Origin of the sequence: Algoriphagus aquimarinus (genome assembly GCF_007997215.1) — a bacterium.
GTDB lineage: Bacteria > Bacteroidota > Bacteroidia > Cytophagales > Cyclobacteriaceae > Algoriphagus > Algoriphagus aquimarinus_A.
In genome coordinates, this window is sequence record NZ_VORW01000010.1 from 80548 (window position 1) to 95869 (window position 15322).

Annotated in this window: 12 protein-coding genes; all 12 read left to right on the plus strand. The window is 38.3% G+C overall.

What is annotated here, in order from left to right; genetic code table 11:
• Window positions 1-12: 12 nt before the first annotated feature.
• The 12 genes from ESV85_RS14525 (at window position 13) to ESV85_RS14580 (ending at window position 15322) form a co-directional block, all read left to right on the plus strand.
• Window positions 13-2382, plus strand: coding sequence for a GumC family protein (locus ESV85_RS14525; RefSeq protein ID WP_146918776.1), 2370 nt, complete (start codon window positions 13-15; stop codon window positions 2380-2382).
• 156 nt (window positions 2383-2538) lie between these two features.
• Window positions 2539-4242, plus strand: a complete 1704-nt coding sequence (locus ESV85_RS14530; RefSeq protein ID WP_191322016.1) for an ABC transporter ATP-binding protein — start codon at window positions 2539-2541, stop codon at window positions 4240-4242.
• Window positions 4239-5336, plus strand: coding sequence for a glycosyltransferase family 4 protein (locus ESV85_RS14535; RefSeq protein ID WP_146918780.1), 1098 nt, complete (start codon window positions 4239-4241; stop codon window positions 5334-5336). The genes ESV85_RS14530 and ESV85_RS14535 overlap by 4 nt, the downstream gene beginning before the upstream one ends.
• Window positions 5337-5343: 7 nt before the next feature.
• Window positions 5344-6351, plus strand: a complete 1008-nt coding sequence (locus ESV85_RS14540; protein WP_146918782.1) for a glycosyltransferase family A protein — start codon at window positions 5344-5346, stop codon at window positions 6349-6351.
• Window positions 6352-6354: 3 nt separating this feature from the next.
• On the plus strand, window positions 6355-7020 hold the full coding sequence (locus ESV85_RS14545) for a CatB-related O-acetyltransferase (protein ID WP_146918783.1): 666 nt from the start codon (window positions 6355-6357) through the stop codon (window positions 7018-7020).
• A 15-nt stretch (window positions 7021-7035) separates the two neighbouring features.
• Window positions 7036-8421 carry a hypothetical protein gene (locus ESV85_RS14550; protein WP_146918785.1) on the plus strand — a complete coding sequence of 462 codons (1386 nt, stop codon included), beginning with the start codon at window positions 7036-7038 and terminating at the stop codon, window positions 8419-8421.
• 2 nt (window positions 8422-8423) lie between these two features.
• On the plus strand, window positions 8424-9566 hold the full coding sequence (locus ESV85_RS14555) for a glycosyltransferase family 4 protein (protein WP_146918787.1): 1143 nt from the start codon (window positions 8424-8426) through the stop codon (window positions 9564-9566).
• Window positions 9559-10680: a glycosyltransferase family 4 protein gene (locus tag ESV85_RS14560; protein ID WP_146918788.1), complete on the plus strand. Its 1122-nt coding sequence runs from the start codon at window positions 9559-9561 to the stop codon at window positions 10678-10680. The genes ESV85_RS14555 and ESV85_RS14560 overlap by 8 nt, the downstream gene beginning before the upstream one ends.
• Window positions 10677-11741 (plus strand): glycosyltransferase, encoded by a 1065-nt coding sequence (locus ESV85_RS14565; protein WP_146918790.1) that lies wholly within the window; start codon window positions 10677-10679, stop codon window positions 11739-11741. The genes ESV85_RS14560 and ESV85_RS14565 overlap by 4 nt, the downstream gene beginning before the upstream one ends.
• 103 nt (window positions 11742-11844) lie before the next feature.
• On the plus strand, window positions 11845-13224 hold the full coding sequence (locus ESV85_RS14570) for an O-antigen ligase family protein (RefSeq protein WP_191322017.1): 1380 nt from the start codon (window positions 11845-11847) through the stop codon (window positions 13222-13224).
• Between the two features lie 127 nt (window positions 13225-13351).
• On the plus strand, window positions 13352-14515 hold the full coding sequence (locus ESV85_RS14575) for a glycosyltransferase family 4 protein (protein ID WP_146918794.1): 1164 nt from the start codon (window positions 13352-13354) through the stop codon (window positions 14513-14515).
• A gap of 3 nt (window positions 14516-14518) precedes the next feature.
• On the plus strand, window positions 14519-15322 hold the full coding sequence (locus ESV85_RS14580; RefSeq protein ID WP_146918796.1) for a glycosyltransferase family 2 protein: 804 nt from the start codon (window positions 14519-14521) through the stop codon (window positions 15320-15322).

A 15322-nucleotide genomic window follows, 5' to 3' on the forward strand; every position in this document is an offset into this window, starting at 1 on the left:
TTTCTACGCATTATGAATTTTGAAAGTAACGAAAATGACTTTGTAGTCGAAGATTCAGGATTTGAACTGAATGCTATTTTTAACAAGCTAAAGCAGAGGTGGTTAATTATCTTGATTTCTGTTATAGTTTGTTTGGCACTAGGTTTTCTATATACTAAAATGTCTTCTCCACTTTTTAAAGTGGAGTCCATGTTTTTCATTAAAGAAAAGGAAAGCCCTCTTGCTTTCTTTGGATCCCCTTCAATTATCGAAAGCTCAAGTATGGGCCTTCAAAACGAAACCATCATTCTTAAATCTAAGCCGGTTGCATTAGAAGTGCTGAAGGAACTTGATTTTCAGGTTGAATATTTCATAGAAGGAACGTTTGTAGATTCAGAAATCTACCAAAGCAAACCTGTGATTATAGAAGTCAATTGGAAAAGCCCTCAAACTATCGATGGGTATTTAAAAATTGAATGGGAAAATGAAACTGATTATACGCTTTCATACGTGGATGAGGCTTACAACAAATTACTTCCAGACGGAAGTAAGGTTGCTTTTCAGTTTAATCCAGAACCAGTAAAATTTAAATTTAATGAGCAACTCAAGAATAATGAGTTGGATATAAAAGTATTGAAAGTCTCTTCTGAAAAAACTGGAAGTATTCTAGTCAGATTAAGAGATTTAAATTCATTGGCCAATTCTTATTCGGGCTCTTTGAGTATTGAACCCGTAGAGAGAGGTGCTTCCATCATGTTGATGTCGGTGACTAGCCCTAACTTGCAAAAAGGACAAGTATATCTCAATACGTTAATGCGGATATTTCTTGAGATGGAGTTGGATCAAAAGAATCAATCTGCTAGTAAAACCGTCAATTTTATTGATTCCCAAGTTGCTGGTGTTGCTGATTCACTGAGATATTTTGAAAATCAATTAGAGAATTTCAAGTCATCCAACAAAATTTATAGCCTGAGCTCTGAAAGCTCTTCTGTTTACGAACGATTGATCGAATATGAAAATCAATTGGCTCAAGAGGAATTTAAGAGAACCTATTATCAGAGTCTTAAAGATTATCTGGCAAACGAAAGTTACCAAGACGTAATTGTCCCTTCAGGTCTAGGCATTGAAGATCCTTTTTTAAATGGGTTGATCAAAAATTTGCTCGAGCTTCAAGCTGAAAAATCTAGAATGCTTGCTAGCCAGACAGAAGCTTCCCCAGCAGTAATAGAAGCAAACAGAAAAATATCAGACCTTAATAAGTCCATTCGTGAGAATCTTTCCAATGTAGATCTTAATTCTATAGCGCTTATTAAGGATTTGAGAAGTAGGATTGCAGATATTGATAAGTCATTTGCAAGCCTTCCTAAGACAGAGCAGAATTTGATTAGAATTCAACGTGAATTCACCTTAAGTGAGAATATCTATAATTACTTAATGGAAAGGAGGGCTGAAGCTGCTATTTCAAAAGCTTCAAATGAGGCCAACAATAAAATTGTAGAGCCTGCAAAGGGTGGGTATCAAATCAGTCCTACTCCTCTTAAAAATTATATGATTGCTTTCTTGATTGGTTTATTCTTGCCTGTAGCTTTCGTAGTCATAAGAGAACTATTCAGAACCAAAATTGAAGATGTTCACTTCTTGGAGAACAAGCTTAAAATCCCTCTTTTGGGTACAGTTCTTCTAAACAAGAAAAACCTAAGTAACCTGGTGGTTTTCGATCAGAAAAAATCTGGTATATCTGAATCCTTTAGATCCTTAAGAGCCAATATGAAGTTTATTCTTCCAAAGGATAAGCAACTCACATTTTTGGTAACTTCTACTATTTCAGGTGAAGGAAAAACCTTCTGCGCCATGAACTTGGCTGCTGCTTATAGCCTAACTGGTAAAAAGACCGTGCTGGTAGGTTGTGATATGAGAAAGCCTAAAATATTCAGCAATTTTGAGTTGAAGAATGATATAGGCCTTTCCACCTTCTTAAGTGGTCAATTGGAAGATTTTACTAAGATTATCTCCGATACCAAATACAGTAACCTTGATGTGATTGTAGCAGGACCTACACCTCCAAATCCTGCAGAATTATTGTTTGATTCAAGGTTTGAATTACTTCTAAATCACTTGAAAGCAAACTACGACGTAGTAGTTCTGGATACTCCTCCAGTAGGCTTGGTTAGTGAAACCTTGGATTTGCTAACCCTTGTAGATTGTAGCTTGTTTGTATTTAGACAGAATTACAGTCAGAGAACATTTATTGATGCTGTTAACGGGCTCAAGACAAATAAAGGAGTCAAGAATATTTTTGGCATATTTAATGGCGTGGCCGATTCTAAAAAAGTTGCTTATGGCTATGGTTACTCGTATGGCTACGGATATGGCTACTACGAAGATGATAAAAAGTCAAAATAAAATTATTGAAAGAAGGGTTAGAATTTCAAGCCCTTCTTTTTTTATAGCTCAACCTTATTAATGAATATCAAAGGTATCATTCAAAAGAATTTTAAATACTTCTTTTTTTTCTTCTCGTATTTAAGATTTAAAATTTTCGTTTTAATTCTTCTTAGTTTGCTAGTGGGCCTACTCGATGGGTTTGGCCTCGCTTTATTTATCCCACTTTTTCAAGTGGCAGTAGATGATTCCTCATCTCAGGCAAATCCTGAATTAGGCCAAATGGATTTCCTATTGGATTTTATGAATTCAATAGGGTTCAGTCTGTCCATAAGTAACATTCTTCTATTTATGACCATTTTGTTTATTTCAAAAGGGGTTTTTAAATTTTGGGATAGTTACTATAAAGTATCTCTTCAAATATTCTTTGTTAAAAAACTGCGTTTTCAGATGTTGCGTGGTTTGGAAAATGTAAGCTATCAGAATTTCGTAGGTATGGATGCAGGTCGTATCCAAAACACCTTATCAGCGGAAGTTTACAAGGTTACTGCATCTTTTATAAGCTACTTCAATACCCTACAATATGCCGTGCTTCTGGTAGTATATATGGGGCTTGCATTCTTTTCCAATTGGCAATTTGCAATCTTGGTGAGCGTTGGAGGATTTATTTCAAATCTCTTTTTTAAAATGTTGTTTCGCAGAACTGAAGCTGCGTCTATCAGTATTTCTAATAAAGGACACCATTTCCAATCCTTCTTAATTCAGGCAGTTCAGCATTTTAAATACCTCAAAGCAACTTCCTACTTTAAGAAATACAAACAAAAACTAGTCGACCAGATAGATGATATTGAGAATCTTCAGCAAAGAATTGGCTTATATAATTCTCTATTAAATGGTCTTCGAGAGCCTATTGTACTAGTCATTGTAATTTTAGTTATACTGATCCAAGTTAATTTACTTGGTGGTGCTTTGGCTAGCATTCTTTTGAGTTTGATGTTCTTTTACCGTGCATTGAATTATGTCATCAGTGTACAATCTAGCTGGCAGACTTTTATATCACAATTTGGAGGTATAGTATCATCCACAGAGATAATAGAGCTTTTCGAAAAAGGAGAGGAGGAAATCAAAGGTTCAACAGCTTTTGGAAAGCTTGATTCCATCGTCCTTACAGACGTAGTCTTCGGGTTTAAAGACGGAGCTGAAATCTTATCAAACATAGATCTTACCATCAATAAAAACGAAACCATAGCCTTCGTTGGTCCAAGCGGAAGTGGTAAAACTACCTTGGTTAACCTGATAGTTGGATTGTTTGACCAAATCGGTGGTGAAATACAAGTTAATGGCCTGTCTAGATCTACGATCAATATGCTAGAGCTTCGCTCTAGAGTAGGTTACATCACGCAGGAGCCTGTCATCTTTAATGACTCCATCTTTAATAATGTGACTTTCTGGGCAGATAAGACCCCAGTAAATTTAGCCCAATTCTGGAAGGCCATAGAAATGGCCAACCTGGTTGATTTTGTAAATGAACTTCCCGAAGGTGAGGAGATGATCCTAGGAGATAATGGTGTTAAGGCTAGCGGTGGACAAAAGCAAAGAATATCTATCGCAAGAGAGCTGTATAAAGAAGTGGAAATTATCGTCTTTGATGAAGCTACATCTGCGTTGGACAGTGACTCTGAGAAAATCATCCAGGAAAATATTAATTCCCTTCAGGGGAAATATACGATCATACTAATTGCTCACAGACTAAGTACGATCAAGAATGTAGACAAAATATACCTTATAGATAAGGGTAGAATCAAATCTTCAGGAGACTTCGAACAGTTGTTTAGTTCTGATGTCAATTTTAGAAGAATGGTTCAATTGCAGGAATTTTGATTAAGGGTAAGAAAATTCTTCTTGTAGGTCCATTGAATGCCGCCGGGGTAGGTGGGCGCTTGGAGGAAATGAAGGTCTGGGCCAATGCCCTTACACTTGCTGACTGTGAGGTAAGTGTTTTCAGTATGTTTAATGCTAACCCATATTTTGGATCTATTCCTGTTTACGAGTCTTTAGATATCCTTACCCCATTTTCTTCAAAATCACTCCTTGGAAAATTGGCATTGCGGATTTGGGGTTCAAAACCATTCAAAAGGCACAGAGACAATTTTTACTTATCCAGAAAGTGGGAGTCTTTTTCAACTAGATTTGATCACATTATACTTTTTATCACCGATAGCTCAAGAGAAAGATTGATTTTTGAATCCTCCTCTCAAACAAGCGTATTGATTAGATTTACTGGTACCATATTCGATTTTACCAATCTTAAGCGAGATGCAGGCCTGAGTTCCTTACCCTATAGGAAATATGTTTTTCATGATCCTGCTTTGCTATTTGACTATTCTCCTGCTATCTCAACCCATTTTGTAGATCAAACAGCCATAGAAGAAGAGAAATTATTGCAAATTCCAATTACTTCTTCCTTAGCTACTTTCGCTATGATAGGCTTGTTTATGGAAGTCAAGCAGGTAGAAGAAGTTATTTTGAAATTTGCCCAAGTTCCTGACCTTAAGCTGTTGATTTTTGGTCAAGGAGAATTAGAGTCGGTCTATAAAAAATTGATTGCTCAGAATAAATTGTCCAATGTAGAAATCAGAGGTTTCTACCCTTCTTCTCAAATGGACCAAATGTATTCACAGTTCGATGCACTTATCATTAATTCTACGGAAGAAACCGGTCCCATGACTGGGGTAGAGGCTATGGCTGCTGGGAAGATCATCCTCTCTAAGCGAGTAGGTGCCATGGCAGGAAGACTTGCTGATGAGCAGTTGCTTGTTGATGCTAATAATTCTCTCGAAAATACCATTCAATCTCTAGTAAAGGCTGAAAAGGACACGATAACAGAAATAAGAACAAGATTGAGGAATCGATACATTGAAAGTTATTCCAATGAGTCAATTTCTAATAAAATCGCACAGGTAACTCTTAATTAGGATTTCAATGAGAAAAGGGACCAATCCTTCTAAGGCTGATCATAAAATGGAGATCTCTTCTACACATAGAGTTATTCTCGCAGTTTATATACCAGAACTTAAAACGGACTATTTTAAAGATGCTAAGACGATATTTAAGTATTGCATAGAATCATTGTTGAAAACAGTCCATTCTGATACTCGAATTTCAATTATTATTAATGGCTGCTGTGAAGAGGTTATTCAGTTGATTTATGACTATCAGAAATCAAATCAGCTCATTGATCAGGTGTTTTATACCCGGGAAAATCTAGGCAAGATCAATGCTATTTATTCTATAATTAAGAGCAATTTAGAGCCCCTCATTACGATTTCTGATGCCGATGTGATGTTTTTACCTGATTGGCAAAATCAGGTGGAGCAAGTATTTGTTGATTTCCCGGAGGCAGGTATGGTTTCCCCTGTACCTAGTAGTAAAGGATTTTTGTACAGCACAGCTTCTACGCTGTACTATGGTCTTTTCAAGGGTAAAATCAAATTTCGGGATGTACAAGACCCTGAAGGTTTGATTAACTTTCAAAAAAGTGTTGGATCTGATTTGTATCAAAAAATACATTTGGAGAAATACCTGGTCGTCTCAAATGGCATCAATGAAGCGGTGGTAGGCTGTGGCCATTTTGTGGCGACGTTAAGAAAGGAGGCTTTCGAGTCCGCTCCTTCTAATGTTTGTGAATTTCGAATACTAGGAAATAGTGATGAAGACTACGTAGATGAGCCCAATGACTTAGCTGGCTTTTTGAGGTTGGCTACCCTTGGTAACTATGCATACCACCTAGGCAATAGTCCTCAGCCATGGATGGAGGAAAAGTTGCAGTATATAATGGATAGTTCAGCAGCCTCTGCCTCCTTGGAAATTCCTGCTCCTATATCATTTTCTAAAACTCAGTATAAAATAGGGAAGTTTTTAACCAGGTTATTGTTCAACAAATTCAGAAAGCAATATTTTAGTTTTTTGGGGGTCAATGAACCTTATTAGGAGATGAGTTTTAAAAGTAGACTTTTTCAGAAAGTACAATATTGGATTAGACCATACCTCACGTATAAGGATGGGGTAAAGGTGTCTTTGTGGGCCACTGGAGTTCATCATGTGAACTTCGGAGGAAGTAACGCCGTACCTGAATTTTGTGCTTTCTCAGATAGTACCTACATAGGTTACAGAACTACACTAGGCACAAATAATTTTTTTGGAGGTAAAGTGACCATTGGTAAGTATTGCCAACTGGGAAGAGACCTGGCATTTCACCCTACCAATCACCCCATAAGTCACCTGACTACCTACATCAACAGTCAGCTATTTGATGGCGAGCTCAAATCACTCAAGTCCGAAAAGCCAATTAAAATCGGCAATGATGTGTGGATAGGACATGGCGTAGTGGTATTAGCAGGGGTTACGGTCGGCGACGGTGCTATCCTTGCAGCTGGATCTATAGTGACAAGAGACGTTGAAGCTTATTCCATTGTAGCTGGCAATCCTGCTAAACTTATCCGAAAGCGTTTTTCAGAATCCTTGATTGAAGAATTGCAAAGCCTAAAATGGTGGGATAAATCAGACGAAGAACTTGATTTGTTGAAGCCTCTATTTTTTGTTGATCTTGAAGAGCATAATACTCTTCACCCTATTTTATCTCAAATTCAAAAACATTAATTCTCCCAACTACCAATGAAAGTCTGTTTATTGATTCCTGATGGCATTGGTATCAGGAATTATTTATATTCTGATATTATACCTTTACTTCAGGAGTCCAATGTTGATGTTGCTGTTTGGCATTCATTGGACCCTTCAGTTATGAAGGAGGCGGAGCGCCTAAACCCTCAAGTAAATTTTGAGAATTACGCATTCCAATTCTATAAAGAAGATCCCTTACCAAGATTCCTAAGAGACTGTGTCGGTTACGGCCGATTAAAAGTAAATGCCAAAATGGAGGGAAACCCTACTATTTTGGATAACTGGTTGCCTAAGAAGAATTTTAAAGGGAAAATATCTAATTACTTTGCGGAAATAATGGGAGGCTCCTTTACAGATTTGGATAAAATCACAAAGGTGGATACCATTATTCAACATCAGCATCGAAAATCAGCTGCTTATCGAAAATACAAAGAGGATCTGAAAAGAATAAATCCAGATATATTGTTTTGCACGCATCAGCGTGAACCTAATGCCGGTGTTGCCATGCTTGCAGCTCAGGATTTAGGCATCAGAACAGTAGCAGCAATTTTTTCTTGGGATAATCTTCCTAAAGGCCGGCTTCCTATGAGAGCCACCAATTATTTGGTTTGGTCGGAATACATGGAAGAGGAGTTGTTGAAGTATTTTCCAGATATAAAAAAGGAGGATATTCAGATCGTTGGCACCCCTCAGTTTGATTTTTATTCTAATCAAAAGCTGATTAAATCAAGAGCTGAATTTGCAGAAGAAAATGGGCTTGATCCTCAAAAACGCTGGATTTGCTATTCGGGAGATGATTCTTTAACCTCTCCACACGACCCTATTTATCTCAATGACATAGGGGAGGCTTTACAAAATCAACAGGATATTGAAGTACTATTTAGACCAGTACCTGTCGAAGGATTTGAGCGTTATCAATCAGTTTTAGATAAATTTCCATTTATAAAAACTCTGGTACCAAAATGGAAAAAGGGAGAATTCTGGAATAAATATTTCCCTTATCCTGAAGACATCGCCGTGTTGGTTAATCTCGCATATCATGCTGATGTGGTATTGAACGTAGGATCAACTATGGCTCTTGATTTTTCTCAATTTGATAAGCCTGGTGTTTACGTAAACTATGAAGTAGTTCCTGATCATCCTTGGTCCATCAAACGGGTTTATCAGTTCCAGCACTTCCGCACCTTCGCAGACTTGGATGCCGTGGGCTGGATAAATTCACCTGAAGAGATTTTATCCACCATTAGGAAAGCTATCGATACTCCTGCAGAAATCGCAAAAGATCGATTACTATGGAGGGATAGAATTGTTTACCAAGATCAAAAAAGCTCCTCTTCAAGTCGAATAGTAGATTTCCTTATTTCTACCAGTAAGTTATAATAATGCACATTTGCTTCCTTTCTCATGAATACCCAAAAGCCGGACTCAATCCAGGTGGAGTAGGGGTTTTCCTATATACTTTTTGTCATTCACTTACCGAAGCGGGGCATAGAGTAACTGTGCTTGGGGCAAATGATTCCAATAGAACCGAGGACGAAAGCCTAGGGGATTTGAGAGTTATTAGATTTGCCAAACCTTCCCTTCCCGGAGTGAATTGGTGGCTCATCGCAAGGAAATTGAATGCATACCTTAAGGATATCAATGCTTCTCATCCATTGGATATTGTTGAAAGTTCCGAATTAGGCTTGGCATTTCTACAAAAGCTGCCTAACGTCAAGTATGTAATTCGTCTGCATGGGGGACATCATTTTTTCTCCGAATCCGAAAATCGCGGGATTAACCGATGGAAAGGGTTTCAAGAGAAAAGATCCTTTAATAAAGCAGATGCCTTTATAGCAGTTTCTGATTATGTAAGAGAACATACCGCGAAGTACCTTTCATATCAGGGAAAACCTCTCGCGACAATCCGATACATGATTGATCAAAACCGCTTTGCCTACCAAGAATCATATCCTGAAGTGAAGGACTTTTCACTTGTTTTTGCAGGAACTATCTGTGAGAAAAAAGGAGTTGGGAATTTGGTAGATGCTATAGCCAAAGTTTCTCTGAAATTTCCCCAAGTCACTTTAGATATCTATGGTAAGGAATGGTTTTTTCCAAATGGGGATTCATACACTGACTATATCCATTCCAAAATTCCTTCCAATCTAAAAAATCAAATAAGAATTCACGCTCCAGTTGCCCACGACGAAATTCCTAAGGTTTATGGAAAAGCAGCTATTTGTATTTTTCCTTCCTTCATGGAAACGCAAGGGCTTGTAGCTCCTGAAGCTATGGCAATGGGTAAAGTGGTGATTTTTACAGACAAGGGGCCCGGCCCTGAAACAATCACACATGGATTTGATGGTTTCCTTTGCAATCCTCTGGATGTTTCAAGTATTGAGAATTCAATTATCACCGCCTTTGAGGCTAAAGACCAGTTTCATGAAATTGGAATAAGAGCTTACGAAAAAGTGAATTCAGTATTTAATGTTTCCAATGTATTAACAAACATCACATTTTATAAATCTTTGATAAATGGATGATTTCTTAATCATTACTTGTGTACAACACACCAGTAAAAATGGAGACTATTACGCTTATGGACCCTATGTCCGTGAGATGAACCTTTGGATAGAAAACGAAAAATCTGTTAGGGTGGTCGCTCCATTGAAGGAGAATTCTACTCCTGACAAAATAGATACAGCGTACAAACATTCCGCATTTACTTTCCAAGAGGTTCCTGCTTACCATGTACAAAACCCCAAGGCAATCATTCAGGCCATAAAAGACCTACCTTTTATCATAGCTGAGATTTACCGGGCTATGAAGAAGGCTAAGCATATTCACATTAGAATCCCAGGCAATATGGGACTCTTAGCCATGTTTGTTCAGGTCATGTTTCCTAATAAGCCTAAAACTATCAAGTATGCGGGTAATTGGGACGTTGATTCCAAGCAGCCAAAGACATATAAGATTCAACGATTTATAGCTAATTCTACATTTCTGACCAAAAATGCCAAGGTTTTGGTTTACGGACAATGGCCAGACAGTACGAGTAATGTATTGCCATTTTTTACAGCTAGTTATAGAGAAAATGAAAAGGAGCAGGTAATAAAGCCAGCTATAGAAGAGAAGATTCGCCTGGTTTTCGTGGGGGCACTATATGACGGGAAAAACCCGGAAATCGGTCTGCAACTTTCAAGTTTGATGAAGCAGGCTGGTCTTAATTTCGAGTTTATCTACTGTGGTGATGGTGTAATGAGGCAAGAGCTGGAAGCTCAATCGCTTCAATTAGGCTTACAGGACAATATAATATTCAAGGGAAATGTGAATGCCGACACAGTTAAGGATATACTTAAAAAGTCGCACTTCCTGATATTCGTTTCCGAAACAGAAGGTTGGCCAAAAGCAGTAGCTGAGGCCATGTTTTGGGCTTGTATACCCTTTACTTCACGTGTGAGTTGTGTGCCTCAAATGATTGGGGAAAAGCGGGAAAGAGGCGTATTGGTAAATAAAAATCCCCAAGAGATATTTGAGCAACTGAAAACTTTATTGGAAGATAAAATGGAATTCGAGCGCATGGCTGCTGCGGCCATGGACTGGGCCAGAAATTACACCTTGGAAACATTCCAGTCAGAAATTGAACGATTGAAATGAGAATTCTACAACTAATAGATTCCATGGCAGTCGGTGGTGCTGAGCGGATGGCTGTAAATATTGCAAATCTGTTTTCGAATGAAAATATCCCCAATATTCTCGTGGCCAGCAGATCAAATGGCCCAATGAATGACTTCCTACTGGAGAAGGAGAGTTTTCTTTGTCTCCACAAACAGTCATTTTTTGATTTTAGGGCTTTTAAGAAACTGGTTTCCACAGCACAAAACTTCAACCCCACTCATATTCATGTTCACGATTCTTCTGTTTTCTGGGGAGTATTGTTAAAACAATTTATCCCTTCCTCCAAGCTGGTTTGGCACGCACATTACGGAGGTTTCTCTGGAGATGATCAACGATTTGGAAATAAAATCAAATTCTTTGCAGGCTCAATTGACGCAGCCATCACGGTGAATGAAGAACTTAAAAATTGGATCGAAAAGGAATTGACCCAAATCCGAAACGTTGCCTATATACAGAATTTCCCAGATCTACCTGTGCCTGTTTCTAGGCAAAATCCCTCAGATGTGATTCTTTGTTTGGCCAATTTAAAACCACCCAAAAACCATCACTTACTGGTCAATACATTTTTGGAATTTGTAGCATCACACCCTACATACCTGTTAAAACTTGTAGGTTCCACAGACAATCCTGTTTACCTCTCGGAGATTAAAGAGATTATCAGGAAAAAGGGAATGATGGATAAGATACACATTGAAGGAACCCAGCTTAATTTGAATCCTTATATGGAAGAAGCTCAATTTGCCGTCCTGAGTTCTGATGTGGAAGGATTACCTGTGTCTTTGCTGGAGTTGGGATTGGGCAAAGTACCGATAATAACCACTGCGGTTGGGCAATGCGAAGCCTTATTGGAAAAAGGTAAATTCGGTTATTTGGTGGAGCAGGGAAATAAAGAAGAGCTACTCAAGGCAATGAAGCATGTCGCAGTAAATATTTCGGAGGCAAAGGACAAAGCGGAGTTGTTTGCCAGTCATGTCTCAGCTAAATTTGGCAATATGAATTTCTTGGAAAAATATACTAATCTATTAAACGGGCTAAGCTAAGATGTTCATATTTTTCAATTCTTTAAAACAACATAATAAATCTTTTTTTTGGTTTATAGTTCATGTGCTTTTAGGTGCATCTGCGACTATTTCGGCCTTTCCGATGATCATATTTTTTTATGTGGCTCTAGGATACAGTTTCATTAATTTATTCACTGTCAGTGCAACTGAAAGACCCCGTTTGATCGCGGAGATCATTATTTATTTTGCATCATTTGAAGCTCTTGGAAGATTGGCAGAATCTGATCCATTTATCCCTTATGAATTAGGGAAATATATTCTGCTTTTTCTTTGCCCTTTAGGTATTCTTCTCAGTAGGAATCAGACGGCCAAAGGTATGATAGGGGTGGTGATAATTATTCTATCCATTCCCGCCGTCTTGTTTGACGAAAGTAACCAGGTTTCCTTTAATGACATTAAATTCAACCTATTGGGGCTTTTGAACATTGGAGTTGCAATTTGGTTTTATTCCACATTGAATTTAAAGCTTAAGACGCTGATTAGCTGGTCGAAACCTTTGGTTTACCCTATTATTTCTGTCCTGGTTTTTACAATCATCCGTACCCCCAACTTGGATGAGGTGGAGTTCACTCTGGGGGCTAATTTTGCCACTGCCGGTGGATTTGGATCAAACCAAGTCTCTACTATCTTGGGATTGGGGGTTTTCGTTGTAGCAGTAGCTATTCTGTTAAATTATAAGATTTCAGGATATAAATGGCTAGATGGAATATTGCTAGGGCTTTTCACAATTCAAGGTCTTCTGACTTTTTCCCGTGGGGGTATGATAGGAGGGTTTATAGCTATTTTTGTCGTAATGTTTTACCTCACCAAGTTGAGTGTAAAAGAACGCATGGCAATGCGGATCCCCAATTTTAAGAAATTCATCCTCCCTGTAGGTATACTTCTATTTATTGTGATGATGGCCGCAAACCTGATTACAGGTGGAATGCTGCTACTCCGCTACATGGGAGAGACACAAGGAACTCTTGCTGGAAGTGCAGAAAAAAGCCTCAATAAAATAACCACCAATAGATCCGACATTTTCATGGAGGATGTTGATTTGTTTTTAGACCATAGCATGTTGGGAGTAGGCGTAGGAGCTTCCACCTATATGCGGGATGAATACAAAGGATATGCTCCCCACGTAGAATTATCAAGGTTGATCGCAGAGCATGGGATTTTGGGTTTGATAATTTTCATCTTGTTCATAGTTGTATTTTTCCTCAATAAAGGCTACGCCCCGGAGTCTATAAGTAAGGGGATATTGATAGCACTGTTTTTATTGGGATTTCTGGCTACTTTCCATTCTGCTACGCGTACTTACATCACTCCTTTGCTTATGGGGATATCCTGTGTTAACATTGGATCTATGGTGAAGGATAGAAAAATGAATCGAAGAAAAGGTAATTCTAAGGGTAATTCATTAGCAAGAAATAGATTCCAACTTCAGACTGTTGATAAAGTGGAAGAGTTACCTGCTTAGGTTATTCCTTCATTTTGATTTGATTTTCTTTCGAATTTTCAGCATTCACATCTCATTTTTTGAAGCCTTAGTTTCATATAAATAAGCCTTTCTCATTTCACACATTTTCTAAAAGCTAGTTTATCCATTGAAGATATTTGCCTACAACGACTTTATTTTAAAAAAGAACAAGGGTAAAATATATGCCGACGATTCGCATATCTTGTTTATTAAGGCTACCTGTGAGACGTATTTTGATGAATTCCAATTAGGCTCCAGATGCATTGAAACCGAGGACCTAGGACATTATTTTTTCACTGAGAAAAAGGAAGAAGTTCTGGTATTCCCCTTTTATTCCAGTGTATCTCAGTTTTTCAAAAAGCCTAGTTTACTCAGCAGATCCAAGGATTTGCTGAAGTCTGCAGTGGGGCACTTCGATGTGTTTTGGCTCACATGGCCTCACCCCATCAGTTTTCTTGTTTTAATGCTGGTAGGTAGAAAAAAACCAGTGGTCTTGTTCGTCCGACAAAATTTGGAAGCATTAATTCACGTACGATATTCTGGGGTAAATCGCTTTATAGGCAAAAAATTCACACAGTTTCTTTATGCCTACGCGAGCCAGTTTCATAAAAATGCGCTGATCGTTTCCGTGGGAGATGAAATGTATAATTACTTCAAACCGGTTTTTCAGAATAATTTTTATGTCAGTGATTCAATAGTTTCAGAAAAACTGCAACTGCCAGCCAGAAAAGAATTCAATAAAGATGTAAAGCTTCTCTTTGTGGGAAGACTGGAGCCTGAAAAAGGCCTATTCGACCTGGTCAATGCAGTCAAATTGATCAATGAGAGTATTTCGGTTTCATTGACTATCGTTGGCGAAGGAGGGGTAGGAGAAGAGCTAAAGGCTTTTGTTGAAGAATTGGATTTGTCCCACTGCGTGAAGTTTGAAGGATATAAAGCTTTTGGTGAATCTTTGTTTGAATTGTATAGGTCTCACGATATCATGATGATTTCTTCCTATAGTGAAGGTTTACCAAAGATCATCAATGAGGCCAGAGCATTCGCTATGCCTATCGTCTCTACGAAGGTAGGTGGAATAGCTAAAGAACTCCAGGAAGGAGAAACCTGTCTTTTCGTCCCTCCTGGAAAACCGGAATTACTGGCAGCTGCAGTCGTATTTTTACTCCATAACCCAAAGGTTTATCAAAGGATCAGTCAAAATCTTCATAACCAATTTTCATCCAATTCATTGGAATATTGGAGTGGGAGATTCGCTTCCTTAGTGAAAGACTATGCGTCCAAGAATTTTTAGCATATGAAAGACATATCCTCACCCCTGGTTTCAGTAGTAGTTCCTGTGTACAATACCCATGGTTTTGTGCAGGCTTGTATCGATTCTGTTACCAATCAGAGCTATACAAATTGGGAACTTATCTTGGTCGACGACCAATCCACAGATAATTCCTTTAAGATCTGTCAAGATGCAGCGGATAAGGACCCCAGAATAAAGGCGATCAGACAAGAGAAAAATGCAGGTGCTTTGGCAGCTAGAAATAGAGGTATCAAAGAGTCCAGTGGGAAATTTCTATGTTTTCTTGATTCAGATGATACCTATGAGCCTGCAAAGATTGAGATACAGCTGGCCTTTATGCTAAAGGAAAAGCATGCAGTATCCTTCACTATGTTCCAGAGAATTACTGAAGCCGGGGAATTTATGGGTAAAAGCAATGTTCCTTTTGCTTCTGAAATCTCCTACAAGCAGCTTTTAGGAAATCCCCAGTTCTCTATCATCACTATAATGGTTGACACAACGCAGGTTTCCCTTCCACTTTTGAAATTGGATCTGGTGAAAGCTGAGGATTATGTATTCCATTTGGCAATATTGAAGCAAGGGTTTAAGGCCTATGGCATAAATATGGCCCTATCCAATTATCGATACCGCCTCGGGTCTCAGAGCACTTCTTTTATGGGAAATGCTGCAGATCTGTGGAAGGTGTTATATTCCATCGAAAACCTAGGTCTCCTTTCATCTACATTCTACTTTTCAAGATATATAAGTAAGGGACTTAAGAAAAAAATGATCTTAATGAGTCAGATTAAACAAGTTCAGGGAAACTGA